Below are 14,051 nucleotides of genomic sequence, written 5' to 3'. Positions count from 1 at the left end.
GGTAAGGAAAACCCCTGGAATTGACAAGCAAAAGAGGATATTACGGGAAGGATTCGCCCCGAGAGCTCGGGGCAAAAAGAGGAAGACTATTCCTCTTTTACATTCTCCTGAACGTACTTTCTAAATTCAGCTTCGCTCATCTTATCCGCATACAATGGATACAGAGCCGTAATTAACTCTTCCAAGGTGGGGAATTTTGCCCCGTCGAGCTTGAATGCCATAGGGTCCTCTACAAGGTAACGATTTCGGGATCCACTCTTAAAAGTATGGACCCGTTCACCTTCTCTCTAACCATGATTTTCGGGGTTCAATACAATAAAACTAGAAAACGATCCAATATTCCGGAAAGAATAAATGTTTTACTAGTTTAGGAACGTTGGTCTTCTATTCCCAAGACTAGTATATCGTCCTTTGGTTCAGAAGTTCCTAAAAATCTGAATAGATCCTCTTGGATGCCGCTTAATAATTCCTCTAAACTTTGAGTGTCTCCAGTTCGGAGAGAGGCCAATACTCTTTCTATTCCGTAAAAGTCTCCAGGCAACCTTGCAGATTCAGTAAGTCCGTCCGTAAAACAAAGTATCCTAAATCCTGGAGTGAGTTGGATCTCCTTATCCTCGAAATGGAAATTTTCTAAAAGACCCACTAACGGGTTTTCACATTCTATTATATGTTCTTCGTCTTTTGTCTGAACTAAAACTGGAGGAGATCCCGCCAAAGAGAGAGTAAGGGTTTTTCCGTCGGGAGAAATTTCTAAAATGGATGCGGAGAAGAATGTAGACACATTCCCATACTTGCCATGGAACTGAGAGCCTATCGCCGAGAGTAATTTTCCAGGACTATCTTCCTTTAATCTTAAGTCTTCGTAAACACTTCGGATCAGGATAGTAATGAGTGCCGCTTGTATCCCATGACCGGTTGCATCCGCTAAAAAGATGCGGATCTTTCCGCTTGGAAGTTCAGCGATATCGTAAAGATCGCCGCCTACTTCCGCTAGAGGTTTATGGAGGATCCCGAATTTGATTTGTCCTATCTTCTTTTCGGCCGCATCTTCCAAATTTAAGAGTCCCTTTTGGATCTCTCTTGCGATATTCAGATCGTTTTGGATAAGACGAAGTGCATTCCTGAGCTGTTTGGTCCTTTCTTCCACCCTTCTTTCCAAATTTCTGGAAAGATCCAAAAGTCTATCTAAACTTTCGGAACTTCTAATGGATAAGAATACGGACTGAGCCACTATAAATACGAATGCTCCGATATTGGTAAAATATCCGGTATCCAAATAGAAAGTCGCGTATAAGATATCGTGGATCATTGCGGCATATACGAATACGAAACCGGCAAGGATAATGAGTGCACCTTTTCTTCTTCTTAAGGCTGCCTTAGTGAGAGAAAATAATCCCAGTGTTCCTGCAAGAAACGCGACCAGATAATAGATCGTAATTGTGAATGTGAATATTCGGACAGGGAATACAAGAACCACGATACACGCCCCAATTGCGATCCACCATACCAGATCCACCAGAATTCGTTTTAATTCTCTTGGGAAAACGGAAAGTATATAACTTAAAAAAACGGGGATTGCAAGGTAGAATGTAACGTATTCTATCCTAACATAGTGATTGTATTTTAGAAAATCAAGATATTCTGAAATAATCCTCGTGCCTGAAAATAGACCTCTCGCTGCCATGATCACACAGTAGGTGCCGAAATACATGGAGGCGGCTTCTCCCCTTCTGACAACCGCATAGATTAGATGAAGTAGTCCAATGCAGAAAAGCCCACCCGCTAAGAATAGATCCAAAAATCTTTCCGCATTCCAGGTCTTTTCCACAGTAGAGGCGGTTCCGAATCTGATGGGCGCCCAAAAACCTCCCAACCTATGATCCCGATTTGCGATCTGCATATCGATCTTCAGCTCTTCTGCATCCGGAGTGAACTTCACAAGTTTATTACACCAGGCAGGTTTAACTTCGAAAATGGTGATATCCGAAGAAGAAGGAAATTCCACTTCTCCGCAAGAGGCTAAAAGTTTGCCGTTCACATATAAAAAGTAGGAAGAACTTTGCTCTTGTAAGATAAATGCAAGTTCTCCGTAATTTCGATTTAATTTTAGGTTAAGTTCGTAGGTTCCGTAACCTTCTCCCAATCTAGATCCGTTCTTTCCATTCCAGGAAGAAGGTACACTGACTACTTCGTAGGAGTTTTGGCTTTCTAATCCGGAACTTTTCCAATACAACCACCTGAATTTCCAGAGCCCGGAAAGTAGAATGGGACCTTGTTCTTCGAGATCATAATCCTTTAACTCGAGTGTTCCCTGAACAATTGCAGGATGTTCTTGGTTCGTAAAAGATTCAGAACATCCGGAAAAGAATAATGGGAGAAATACCAGAATTAAGAGATACAGGGCCTTTTTCATTTTTGGAGAAATCCGCTTTAAACCGAAGTCTGAGGGATCGAATCAAAAAAGCGTTCAAAATAGGAAAAAAATGTTCTAAAATATAAAACCCTTCTTGACAAAAAGAAAGGCATTCCGACTATAACAGATAAATATCCAATTTATTGGATAAAAATTCCGAGTTATCGTCGGAAGGGACGTAAAAGTGAACCTTATGAAAGCAAAATCTAATAATACTATACTCAGGTCAATCGCCAAAGGAATCGGCGCTCTGGCCTTAACCGGTATCTTCTCCTTCTCCGCTTATGCGAATGACACCCTATTAAACGTTTCTTTTGACCCAACTCGGGAGCTTTACGAAGAAATTAATAAGAAGTTCGTTGATTCTTGGAAGAAGAAGTCCGGCAAAGACCTTACTATCCAACAATCCCATGGTGGATCCGGAAAACAAGCGAGAGCGGTTATCGACGGATTAGAAGCAGATGTAGTAACTCTTGCACTTGCTTATGATATCGATAGTATCGTTACAAACGGTGGATCCGTTTCTAAAGATTGGGAGAAAGCATTCCCGAATCATTCTACTCCATACTACTCTACCATCGTTTTCTTAGTTAGAAAAGGAAATCCTAAAGCAATCAAAGATTGGGATGATGTTGTAAAACCGGGGATCGGAGTGATCACACCAAATCCTAAAACTTCCGGCGGAGCTCGTTGGAATTATTTGGCAGCTTGGGGATTCGCTAAAAAACAATACAAAACGGAAGAAAAGGCGATCGAGTTCGTTAGAAATCTCTACAAGAACACTTCCGTTCTAGATACGGGTGCCAGAGGATCCACTACTACTTTCGTTCAAAGAGGAATCGGTGATGTTCTTCTTGCTTGGGAAAATGAGGCAGAACTTGCTCTATCCGAGTCCAGAAAAGCAAACGGAGGAGTGGCTCAATTCGAAGTGGTTTATCCAAGCACCAGTATTCTTGCTGAAACTCCTGTAGCAATCGTTGAAAAAGTGGCTGCTAAAAAAGGAACTACTGATATAGCAAAAGCTTACTTGGAATTTTTATACACAAAAGAAGGCCAAGAGATCATCGCGAAACATTTTTTCCGTCCGAACGATGCGGCTATCCTAAAAGCGAATGTTGCAAAATTCCCTAAACTTCAATTATTCGATGTAAGATCTATTGAAGGTTCTTGGGCGGCTGCACATAAAAAACATTTTGCTGACGGTGGTCTTTTTGACTCCATCTACGGCGAAGCGAAGAAGTAAGTAGAAACTCGAATTGTACACTTACTAAAAGAGAGCCGCACAAGGCGCGGCTCTTGGTTTGACGAAATAGGGCGTTTCTCAAGAATCGACTGAAAGGGTTTCCTGTTTGAAGCTAATTTTTCGTCCTTATTCTAAAACAAGCTTTGGTCTGTCCTTAGGACTTACAGTCTTCTACCTTAGCCTTCTTGTTATTATTCCATTATCCGCATTATTTTTTAAATCTGCGACCTTAGGTGTTTCCGGACTCTGGGAAGTTTTTTCAGAGGAGAGGATCAAGCAGGCTCTGTATTTAAGCTTTGGAGCCGGCGGAGTTGCAGCTATCATCAATTTATTCGTAGGATTTTTATTCGCCTGGGTTTTGGTTCGTTACGATTTTCCAGGTAAAAAGATCTTAGATTCATTGGTAGATCTTCCATTTACCCTTCCTACAGCTGTTGCAGGAATTGCGCTAACCACGATCTATGCACCAAATGGTTTTATCGGAAAATATCTAACACCTTATGGGATCAAAATAGCATACACTCCGATCGGGATTGTGATCGCTTTAGTCTTTATTGGATTCCCTTTCGTAGTTAGAACTGTCCAACCTATCTTAGAAGATCTTCCTAAAGAATTGGAAGAAAGCGCTTATTGTTTAGGAGCAAGTAGGTTCCAAACATTTACTAAAGTGATCTTGCCTGAGTTAATTCCTTCTCTACTTGCAGGAACCAGTATGGCATTTGCGAGAGGGATTGGAGAATACGGATCGGTTGTTTTTATCTCAGGAAACCTTCCCGGTAAAACTGAAATTCTTCCATTACTCATAGTTACCAAATTAGAACAGTACGAATATGCAAAGGCGACCGGAATTGCGGTTTTGATGTTGGTCCTTTCATTTACGATTATGTTCGGAATAAACTATCTGCAAAACAGAGCCTCTAGGAGACTTGGATGAAAGAAACAGAATCCGTTTGGATCCGCTTGGCTTTGATCTTTTCCGTTCTAGTCCTCGCATTTATCATTCTAATCTTACCGATCACTGTAGTTTTTTTAGAAGCATTCGCCCAAGGTTGGGAAGCCTATCTACAAGGATTACAAGACAGTGATACAATCGCTGCGATGTTAATGACATTGAAGGTAGCGGGAATCGCAGTTCCTTTGAACACGGCATTCGGATTAACAGCTGCATTTCTTTTGACCAGATTTGAATTTCCCGGCAAAAATATTCTGCTTACGATCATAGATTCTCCTTTCGCGGTTTCGCCGGTAATCTCCGGTTTGATCTTCCTATTGTTATTCGGAAAACAGGGATGGATGGGAGACATATTAGAAGAATGGAATATTAAGATCGTATTCAATACTCCTGGACTTGTGATCGCCACCGTATTTATCACACTTCCATTTGTTGCAAGAGAACTAATTCCACTTATGCAAAGCCAGGGAAAAGAAGAAGAGGAAGCGGGTATTTTATTAGGTGCTTCCCTCTACCAAACATTTATCAAAATTATTATCCCGAATATCAAATGGGGACTTTTATACGGACTTATACTTTGTAATGCGAGAGCTATGGGAGAATTCGGAGCGGTTTCAGTATTATCCGGGCATATCCGAGGAAAGACGAATACACTCCCCTTACAGATAGAAATGTTATATAATGAGTACAACTCGGTAGGGGCATTTTCCGCTGCATCCGTACTCGTATTTCTTTCTCTACTCACCCTTCTTCTAAAAACAATCTTAGAAAGAAATCTTCATCGCAGAGAAGAAATAGAGATCCCAGAAACAACCGGTCTCGGAAAAGAAAAAAATACAAATGTTCAGGTTTCCAAATCCTAGGAGAATAGAATGTCTATTGAAATTCGAAATGTAAGCAAACGATTCGGAAAATTCCAGGCCTTGGACCAAGTGGACCTGACAATCCCGGATGGAAATCTAGTCGCACTATTAGGACCTTCCGGAAGTGGAAAAACAACACTTCTTAGGATCATCGCAGGGTTAGACACTCCGGATGAAGGAGAAGTATTATTCAATGGAGAAAGATCCAAATCCAAAAGTTCTAAGGACAGAGGAGTAGGATTCGTATTCCAACATTATGCACTTTTCCGCCATATGACGATTTTTGAAAATATCGCATTCGGTCTGAAAGTCCGTCCAAGATCCACAAGGCCTTCTAAAGAAGAAATTCAGGAGAAAGTATTCCAACTTTTGAAATTAGTTCAGTTGGAAAATTTCCACGCAAGATTTCCTTTCGAACTATCGGGAGGACAAAGACAAAGGGTAGCATTGGCAAGGGCTTTGGCAATAGAACCTAAGTTTTTACTTTTAGATGAACCTTTTGGAGCATTGGATGCAAAAGTACGAAAAGAATTACGCACCTGGCTCAGAAGACTTCATGACGAGATCCATATCACAAGTGTATTCGTAACTCATGATCAAGAAGAAGCATTAGAAGTAAGTGATTCCATAGTCATTTTAAGATCCGGTAAAATAGAACAGATCGGCACTCCCGACGAAGTATATAATAAACCTAAAACACCTTTCGTTTTCCATTTCTTAGGAGATGTAAACCTTTTCCACGGAAGGATCCACGAAGGAACCGCAAAAATAGGCGATATAGATGTCGCAACACCTGAACATTCGGACGTGGTGGACAAAGAAGGAGTTGCCTACGTTAGACCTTATGATGTGGAAATTTCCAGAACTTCTACCCAGGGAATACCTGCAGAGATCCAATACATTCATTCTACGGGTAGAAATGTAAGGATTGAATTAAAACGTTTGGATTCCGGAACTTTGATCGAATCCTTATTAGACCAATCTAGTTTTAAGGAATTAAATCTACTTCCCGGTGAAACGGTTTATCTTAGGATCAAAAAAGCAAAAGTATATGTGGAATATATGGAAGATTTTTCGATCTAATCTGGAAGGATTAGAAAAGAGTAATAAAGAAAATCCCCGCATTCACGGGGATTTTTTGTATCAATAGATCTTATTTGGTTAGGATCTCAGTGCCTGTTCCATTCCCCCAAGTACCTTCTAATCTACTTCCACCACTTTTAACCGTATAGATCACTGGATAAGTATCGCCCCAATCCACAGTTAAAGTATTTCCACTCAAAGACCCTGTTCCGGAGAAACTATTTCCCACGGACCATTGGAAATTGTAAGACCCATCCTCGTTTAAAGTGACTGTAACACTTCCTCTATATTTACTTCCATCTGGATTTGTGCCTGTCACTTTATAGGTTCCATAAACGTTCAAAGATTGAGCGCTCAAATATGAGAAAGAAACGGTCAAAGCGATCACGGTAAATAAAGCTATAATTTTAGCTTTAGGACTTCTAAACATGAATACCTCCGGTGAGGGCAAAATAAAAACACAGATCAGGATCTAATCAAGATCTTTATGGGAGCTCAGAAAACATTTATTTCCAACTGGAATCTCTCTAAATGCAAGAATCATAACCCCTCAAGATCCATTTTCTGGATTCCGCAGGGTCTATTACAGCATCTATTTCCAAATAGGAAGCCATATTGATCGCTTTACCTCTTTCATAAGCCTCAGAGACCAATCGTTCGAATAAAATTTGTCTTTCTTTCCAATCTTTTATTTCTGCGAGTTCCTTTTGGTATCCTGTCCTAATTTCTCCTTCTATTCCCATTGCGCCGAATTCTCCGGTCGGCCAAGAGATTGTGAATACAGGAGAATGAAAACTACCTGCGGCCATAGCCATTGCTCCCAAACCGTATCCTTTCCTGAGAACGATAGTAAACACAGGGACTTGTAAAGAAGCTCCTGCTTCGAAAAGTTTTGCAGCTTTACGAACTAGTCCTTTCTTTTCCACTTCAGGCCCTACCATAAAACCGGGCGTATCACAAAGAAATAATATAGGAAGTTTGTTCAGATCGCAAAATTCAGCGAACTCGGAAGCCTTCTCTGCTCCTTCTGCATCGATTGCTCCACCTAAATGAGCGGGATTATTCGCGATCAGCCCCAGTGCGCGTCCTTCTATACGGATCAGAGAAGTTACGATCCCTTTCGCAAAATCCTTTCTGAATTCCAAAACCGAATCGGTATCTGCCAAAGAAGAAATAATAGAACGAATCTCATACGACCTGAGACGATTTTCCGGAATTAAAGTCCTTAGGATTTTCTGATCCTTATATTCAATTTTTTTGATATTCCCCTGGAAATAAGAAAGAGCCTTTTTTGCGGTGAAGACGGCCTCTTCTTCATTTTTTACCAATATATCAATGACTCCGTTTTTGGTTTGGACTTCCGCAGGACCGATTTCCTCCGCGGAAAAATTCCCGAGGCCTCCACCTTTTACCATCACGGGACCTCCCATTCCGATATTAGAATCTTCTGTTGCGATCCTAATATCGCTTGCGCCAAATAACGCTGCGTTCCCCGCAAAACATCTACCTGCAGCAATTGCTATCCTAAGACTTTTTCCTTTTAAGCCCGCATATTTACGAAAAGTATGTAGATCCAAACCTGCGACTGCAGGAACATCCACTTCTCCGGGGCGACCTCCCCCTCCTTCCGTAAAAAACACGAGTGGAAGTTTTTGGCTTTCCACCATTTCCAAAAACCGATCCGTCTTTTTATGATTCATCGCACCTTGGGTTCCCATAAAAACCGTATAATCATAAGCGAGTACTGAAACTCTTGCGAGATGAGCATCGAATAACTCACCATTCACAGTGCCAAGACCTGCGATAAGCCCATCTGCAGGACTAAGTTTGATCAATTCTTCTAAGGACCTTCTTCTTCTCTGGGCAGCAATTGCAAGGCTTCCGTATTCCACAAAACTTCCCGGATCACAAAGATCCGCCACATTCTCTCTCGCTGTCCTTTGGCCTCTTTTATGCCGTTTGGAAACTGCTTGTGATCTAGATACATCTTCATTCAAAAGTAAACGATCTAAAACTTCTTTTAAGTCCGGACGAATTTTGTTCGGATCTATCTCTTCAAAATGAGATAAAGAAGAATGTTCTAAATCTTCCGGTCGGATCCAAACAAGTGTTTCTCCTTCCGAAACAACCTTTCCGGGCTCGATCAAAATTCTTTCTATAATTCCAGTAATTTCGGAGTGTAGAAGATGTTCCATCTTCATGGAAGAAAGAAGTGCAATTTTCTCTCCTTTACGAATAGGCTCTCCTTCTTTAGAATAAATTTCCATAAGACTTCCAGCCATTGGAGAATGGAAAGAAATCATTCCTTCCGGAATGTCTTCTTTCATTTTATAATTTTCTAATTTATCTTCCGCAGCTGTATCGAAATTATACTTTTTATGTTCTGTTTGTGAAGAAGTGAGAAGTTCAGAAATTCTCTCTTCTATAAACTTTGTCCAAATAGAATATGTTCCCAATTCTTTTCTTTTAAACACATTTAAAAGAAGAGGAAGGTTCGTTTTGATACCTTCTATCCTAAATTCGGATAATGCACGATACGCAGAATGAATTAGTTTGGAAAATTCGGAATGTTTAGAATGAACGATTAATTTTGCAAGTAAGGAATCAAAATTAGGACCGACCTCATAACCTGAATAAGCGGAGCTATCCACTCTGATCCCAGGACCGGAACTCGGCTCGAATACTTTTATTTTCCCGGAAGAAGGAATGATCTCTCCTTTTTGGTCCCACGTCTCCGAATTGATCCGGATCTGGATTGCATAACCTTTAGGAAATTCCAGATTCTTTTGTTCCAAACCTATTTCCTGTAAGGACTTTCCGGAAGCAATTTCCAATTGTGCTTCTACAAGATCTACTCCGGTGATTTCCTCAGTGATCGTATGTTCTACCTGTAATCTAGGATTGGATTCTATAAAATAAATCTTTGATTCTGGGCTGATCAAAAATTCAAAAGTGCCTAAACTTCTATACAAAAGATGAGAAGACATCTGCAATGAATAAGAGATGATCTTTTCCCTGATCTTAGGATCTAAAAAAGGAGAAGGTGCAATCTCAAGTAACTTCTGGTTTTTTCTTTGTAGAGAACAATCCCTGTCCCAAAAATGGATGATCTTACCGGAACCATCTCCCAAAATCTGGACTTCTACATGTCTAGCTATAGATAGATATTTTTCGGCGTATAAATTGGAATTTCCGAATGAATGTAAGGCTTCTTCTGAACAACTTTTAAACTTTGTTTCTAATTCCTCGACACTGTTTATGATCCGGATCCCTCTTCCACCACCTCCGGCGATCGCCTTCAATAAGAATATTCCATTTTTAGAATGGAATTCTTTTGCTTCTTTCAGATCGATTATCTTGCGAAGTCCCGGCAAGGTAGGAACTCCTAAAGATTCTGCGAGTAAGACCGCTTTTAATTTATCTCCCAAGATCTCAAGTGTCTTGGAATCCGGACCTACAAATTTAATTTTTGAATCTTCGCATCTTTTTGCAAAGCCCGGGTTCTCGCTTAAAAATCCATACCCTGGATGGATGGAATCACAACCTTCTCGTACTGCGATAGAGAGTATCTCTTCCTGATTTAAATAAGATTTCACCCCGCTCCCTTTTAGAGGAATAGAACTATCAGTCGCCAATCTATGTCTGGAATTTACGTCGTCTTCTGAATAGATAGAAACGGTAGGAACTCCTAAGGCTCCGGCGGCTCTTGCAATTCGAATGGAAACTTCTCCCCGATTTGCTATTAATAATTTGGATAATTTCATAAGTTGGAGGAAGTTTTGTGAGAAAAGTCCCTAAGTCGATCCTGTTTCCAAGCCACCTCTAAATTTTGAACAAATGTATAATATACTGCGCATTTGTATAAATCATTATCCATAATAACGATTTTTATTCCAATATATTAGATATACAAATCGAAGCAGATCTGTGGTTTCGCTGAACTGGTTTTTAAGGGGAATCTATATGCCAGCTAAAACTTCGGAAGAAATATCCAAAAATCTAATAAAGGGCCTGAACCTTCCTATCGTATACTCTCCTTCTTCTCCGGAGAAAGCGGATCTAAAACATCTAACGAATTGGATCAAGAAGAACCAAAAAGAAATCCAAAGAGATCTATTGATCTATGGCGCGATCCTATTCAGAGGTTTTAATGTAGGTTCTTCCGAAAATTTTGAAAAGGTCGCTTTAGGTTTAGATTCCAATCTTTCGGAAGCATATTTAGGAACTTCTCCCAGAGATAAAAAGACTAAGTTTGTTCATACTGCGAGTGAACTTCCTTCCGCTTATCCTATCATGCAACATGCGGAGATGAGCTTCTTAAATAAACCCCCTAAAAAACTTTTCTTTTATGCGAAGGTAGCTCCTTCTAAAAACGGAGAAACACCTATCACTGATCTAAGAACGGTTTTGAGAGAAATGCCTTCTCATATTTCCGACAAGGTGGAGAAACAAGGTATCAAGTACATTCGCCATTATGACGGTCCGGGCGCTTCTCGTTATAGTCTTTGGAAAACAAAACCTTGGAATGAAATGTTCAAGACTGTAGATAAAAAAGAGGCTGAGAAGGAGATAAAAAAACAGGATTTCGTTCATGAATGGTTACCCGGAAATAAATTAAGATTAATTAATTCTCAAGTAGGTGTCAGAAAACATCCGATCGCAGGTTCAAAAGCTTGGCATAATCATAGCCAAACATTTCATATAGATTCTCCTAGATTAGAATATAAATATGTTTTCAAAAGACAAAAAACCTTAAGAGGACTCGGGGTTTATTTGATCCTAAATTTATTAACCGGTATCAAAAAACTATTCAGTAAATCCGAAGATCTGGATGTTCATGCAACTTACGGAGATGGATCAGAAATTTCTAATAAAGATATCAAAACAATCATAGGCGTCTTCTGGAAGAATATTCAAATTTTCTCCTGGCAGAAAGATGATATTCTTTATTTAGATAATTATTCCGTTTCTCACGGAAGACTTCCCTTTGTTGGACCAAGAGAAATCCAAGTTGCCTGGACTGAATAATATCAGAGCCTCATTACATCCATGAGGCATTCCGCGTGTTTGTTTTTGATAAAGCTACTTTCAGATACAAAACTTAAAAAAGTTTTTAAGGAAGGATTTTGATTTTCCGGAACATAAAAAACAGAAACCGGTAAATATAATTGTCTGATCGGGACAAATTTGGTATCCGCAGGTGCAAAATTCTGTGCACCTAAGATCGTTAAAGACACTCCTTTACCAGTAGCCACCAAGATAGGACAACTTTCCCTTTCATTCTTTATATAAACCTTGGGCTTAATACCGCTTTGTTTAAATAGAGAAGAGATCGTATCATAAAAACTTCCTGAGTCTTTTTTAGGATGTAATATAATAGTTTCGTCTTTTAATTCTTTAAATTCGATTTCCTCCCTTTTAGCAAGAGGATGTTTTTTCGGAACAAGGATACCAAGTACTTCGTCATGAACAGGATGTTTTTCCAAACGAGGATCGGCAACTTCTCCTTCTAAAAAGCAAATATCGAATTGGGCTGATTTTAAACCTTTGATGATCCTATTTCGAGTTTCCTGCTGAAGTTGCAGCTTGATTCGTGGAAATCGATCCTGAAATTCGTTGATGATCTGAGGTAGGCTCGCCATAAAACTAGTTGTTGAAAAACCGATACTTAAGCCCCCAGCTTTGAGTTTACCAATAGAGCGAACTTCTTTTTCTATTTTTTCCGCTTTCGCAATGATCTCCCTACCTTCCTTTAGGAGATGGACTCCAGCTCCAGTAAGTTTTACATGCCTTGTAGATCTTTCGAATAATTTAGTGGAAAGTTCTTCCTCAAAAGAAGAGATCAATCTAGTCAGAGGAGGTTGGGACATTCCCAAAATTTCCGCGCTCTTCCTAAAATTCAATTCTTCTGCAACGACTATGAAAGATCTTAATTTAGATAAATCCATACAACATTGATACCTAATTGGTATCAATAAATCAACTAAATTCGGAATAAAATCAAAAAATTCCAAATTTCTACCAAATGTATTTACAGTTTATAGCATGGTAAAATTTCAATAATTATTATCATCAACAGTTCTTCAAGGAGGACAAAAATGGAATTCGATCATGAAGTATTAATTATAGGCGGAGGTCCTGCAGGACTCAGTGCCGCGTTAGCTTTAGGAAGAATGAGCAGAACCGCCCTAGTTTGTGACGATAGTCGTCCTAGAAACGCGGCATCTTCTCATCTAAATAATTTTCCGACTCGGGATGGGATCCATCCAGCAGAATGGAGAAAATTAGTAAGAAAAGATTTAGAAAAATATAATACTATCGGCTTTTTCGAAGGAAGTGTTCTTTCTGTAGAAAAATCAGGATCAGGCTTTGTTGCCAAGTTATCCTCAGACAAACTTCTTCATTTCAAAAAAGTCATTCTTGCATACGGAGTAGAAGACAAATATTTACAGGTCCCGGGATATAAGGAACTATGGGGTAAATCAATCTTCCATTGTCCCTATTGCCATGGCTTCGAAGTGAGAGGTTCCAAACTGGGTTTGATCGGGAACGGAGATACTTTATTTTATATGCTTCCTCTTATATACGATCTCGCATCCGACTTAGTAGTTTTTACCAATGGAAAGGCTGAATTCAAAAAAGAGCAGAGAACCTTATTGGATAAAAAGAAGATCCGCTTTATAGAGGATAAGATCACGGGTTTTGTATATGAAGGAGAAAAACTTAAAAGTGTTAATTTAGAAAATACAGAGAGTGTAGAAAGAGACGGTCTTTACGCACTTCCAACCTTTCCATTTAACTTAAAATCCACAATCGGAGAAGCGCTTGGCTGTGAAAAAGACCAATTCGGCTTCTACAAAGTTAGTGAAAGAGGAAAGACTAGTGTAGATGGAGTCTATGCTTGTGGAGATAACTCAAATGGTGCACATTCCGTTTTATTAGCTGCGGCTTCCGGCGGAATGGCAGGCGCAGGTATAGTTCATGAGTTATTAAGCGAGAAATTATTAGAGTAGTTTTGTAGGAATTCCAACATGAATTGCTTGTGGAAATTGAGGTTGATGTTTAAGGAATTATAGTATATAGGGGGAAAGGCTTCTCCCACAAGCCCACCTCCTCCACCCGAACCAGGGCGGGGGCCGTTTTTACAAATCCACTTTCGATCTATTTCAGCTTAACAATTTGCACTTAGACTCGTTTAACTTTCGTCACCGACTCGCATTTGCGGTCGTCTTCTCGCTCCCTATGGGTCGGTGGGGGCGATCCTCACTCCCATGTAGGAGTTCCAACATGAGTGTGAAGTTTTGAATATCAGAAATCCTGCTAAGAGTTGTGTCTTAGATTAGAAAGTTTGATTTGAATGTTAGGAAATTGAAGAAGAAGAAAGTTTCTTCGAAAACATATAGAGTAGCGTGACTCACCGAATTGTTACACCCCCAGCCCTTGCAAGCAAGGACTGGGTTTTCGTCGTTCTAAGCAAGCTTAGATTTTGATCTCCTT

11 protein-coding genes are annotated in these 14,051 nt (G+C 39.9%); 6 read left to right on the top strand and 5 right to left on the bottom strand.

Annotation, left to right across the window (positions count from 1 at the left end; genetic code table 11):
- Nucleotides 1-86: 86 nt before the first annotated feature.
- Together EHO58_RS19805 and EHO58_RS18000 are read right to left on the bottom strand one after the other, a co-directional pair.
- Nucleotides 87-221: a hypothetical protein gene (locus EHO58_RS19805; protein WP_008589440.1), complete on the bottom strand. Its 135-nt coding sequence runs from the start codon at nucleotides 219-221 to the stop codon at nucleotides 87-89.
- 146 nt (nucleotides 222-367) lie between these two features.
- Nucleotides 368-2,413, bottom strand: coding sequence for a PP2C family protein-serine/threonine phosphatase (locus tag EHO58_RS18000; RefSeq protein WP_244241226.1), 2,046 nt, complete (start codon nucleotides 2,411-2,413; stop codon nucleotides 368-370).
- A 193-nt stretch (nucleotides 2,414-2,606) separates the two neighbouring features.
- On the opposite strand from EHO58_RS18000, the gene EHO58_RS17995 reads away from it, so the two are divergent.
- The 4 genes from EHO58_RS17995 (at nucleotide 2,607) to EHO58_RS17980 (ending at nucleotide 6,554) form a co-directional block, all read left to right on the top strand.
- On the top strand, nucleotides 2,607-3,656 hold the full coding sequence (locus tag EHO58_RS17995; RefSeq protein ID WP_135627416.1) for a sulfate ABC transporter substrate-binding protein: 1,050 nt from the start codon (nucleotides 2,607-2,609) through the stop codon (nucleotides 3,654-3,656).
- A 106-nt stretch (nucleotides 3,657-3,762) separates the two neighbouring features.
- A complete protein-coding gene (cysT, locus tag EHO58_RS17990; protein WP_100725116.1) occupies nucleotides 3,763-4,590 on the top strand; it encodes a sulfate ABC transporter permease subunit CysT in 828 nt (275 codons plus the stop codon).
- Nucleotides 4,587-5,471: a sulfate ABC transporter permease subunit CysW gene (gene cysW / locus EHO58_RS17985; protein WP_135627417.1), complete on the top strand. Its 885-nt coding sequence runs from the start codon at nucleotides 4,587-4,589 to the stop codon at nucleotides 5,469-5,471. The genes cysT and cysW overlap by 4 nt, the downstream gene beginning before the upstream one ends.
- 9 nt (nucleotides 5,472-5,480) lie before the next feature.
- A complete protein-coding gene (locus tag EHO58_RS17980; RefSeq protein WP_100725114.1) occupies nucleotides 5,481-6,554 on the top strand; it encodes a sulfate/molybdate ABC transporter ATP-binding protein in 1,074 nt (357 codons plus the stop codon).
- Nucleotides 6,555-6,624: 70 nt separating this feature from the next.
- On the opposite strand, the gene lfb1 is transcribed toward EHO58_RS17980, so the two are convergent.
- Together lfb1 and EHO58_RS17970 are read right to left on the bottom strand one after the other, a co-directional pair.
- Nucleotides 6,625-6,984: an LIC10280 family protein gene (gene lfb1, locus EHO58_RS17975; RefSeq protein ID WP_100725113.1), complete on the bottom strand. Its 360-nt coding sequence runs from the start codon at nucleotides 6,982-6,984 to the stop codon at nucleotides 6,625-6,627.
- 97 nt (nucleotides 6,985-7,081) lie between these two features.
- Complete coding sequence (locus tag EHO58_RS17970; RefSeq protein WP_135680840.1) at nucleotides 7,082-10,318, bottom strand: acetyl-CoA carboxylase family protein; 3,237 nt, start codon at nucleotides 10,316-10,318, stop codon at nucleotides 7,082-7,084.
- Between the two features lie 199 nt (nucleotides 10,319-10,517).
- Here EHO58_RS17970 and EHO58_RS17965 point away from each other — a divergent pair, with 199 nt between their 5' ends.
- The gene (locus EHO58_RS17965; RefSeq protein ID WP_244241225.1) at nucleotides 10,518-11,582 is read left to right on the top strand and encodes a TauD/TfdA family dioxygenase; all 1,065 of its coding nucleotides are present in this window, start codon (nucleotides 10,518-10,520) and stop codon (nucleotides 11,580-11,582) included.
- A gap of 2 nt (nucleotides 11,583-11,584) precedes the next feature.
- Here the strand turns inward: EHO58_RS17965 and EHO58_RS17960 are convergent, their stop codons facing one another.
- A complete protein-coding gene (locus EHO58_RS17960) occupies nucleotides 11,585-12,502 on the bottom strand; it encodes a LysR family transcriptional regulator (RefSeq protein ID WP_135680839.1) in 918 nt (305 codons plus the stop codon).
- A gap of 150 nt (nucleotides 12,503-12,652) precedes the next feature.
- Between EHO58_RS17960 and EHO58_RS17955 the strand changes: the two genes are divergently transcribed.
- Nucleotides 12,653-13,567, top strand: a complete 915-nt coding sequence (locus tag EHO58_RS17955; protein WP_135680838.1) for an NAD(P)/FAD-dependent oxidoreductase — start codon at nucleotides 12,653-12,655, stop codon at nucleotides 13,565-13,567.
- The last annotated feature ends 484 nt before the right edge of the window (nucleotides 13,568-14,051 follow it).

Origin of the sequence: Leptospira selangorensis (genome assembly GCF_004769405.1) — a bacterium.
Lineage (GTDB): Bacteria > Spirochaetota > Leptospiria > Leptospirales > Leptospiraceae > Leptospira_B > Leptospira_B selangorensis.
The sequence above is the reverse complement of the archived record's forward strand: the minus strand, read 5'-3'. Positions and strand labels throughout refer to the sequence as shown.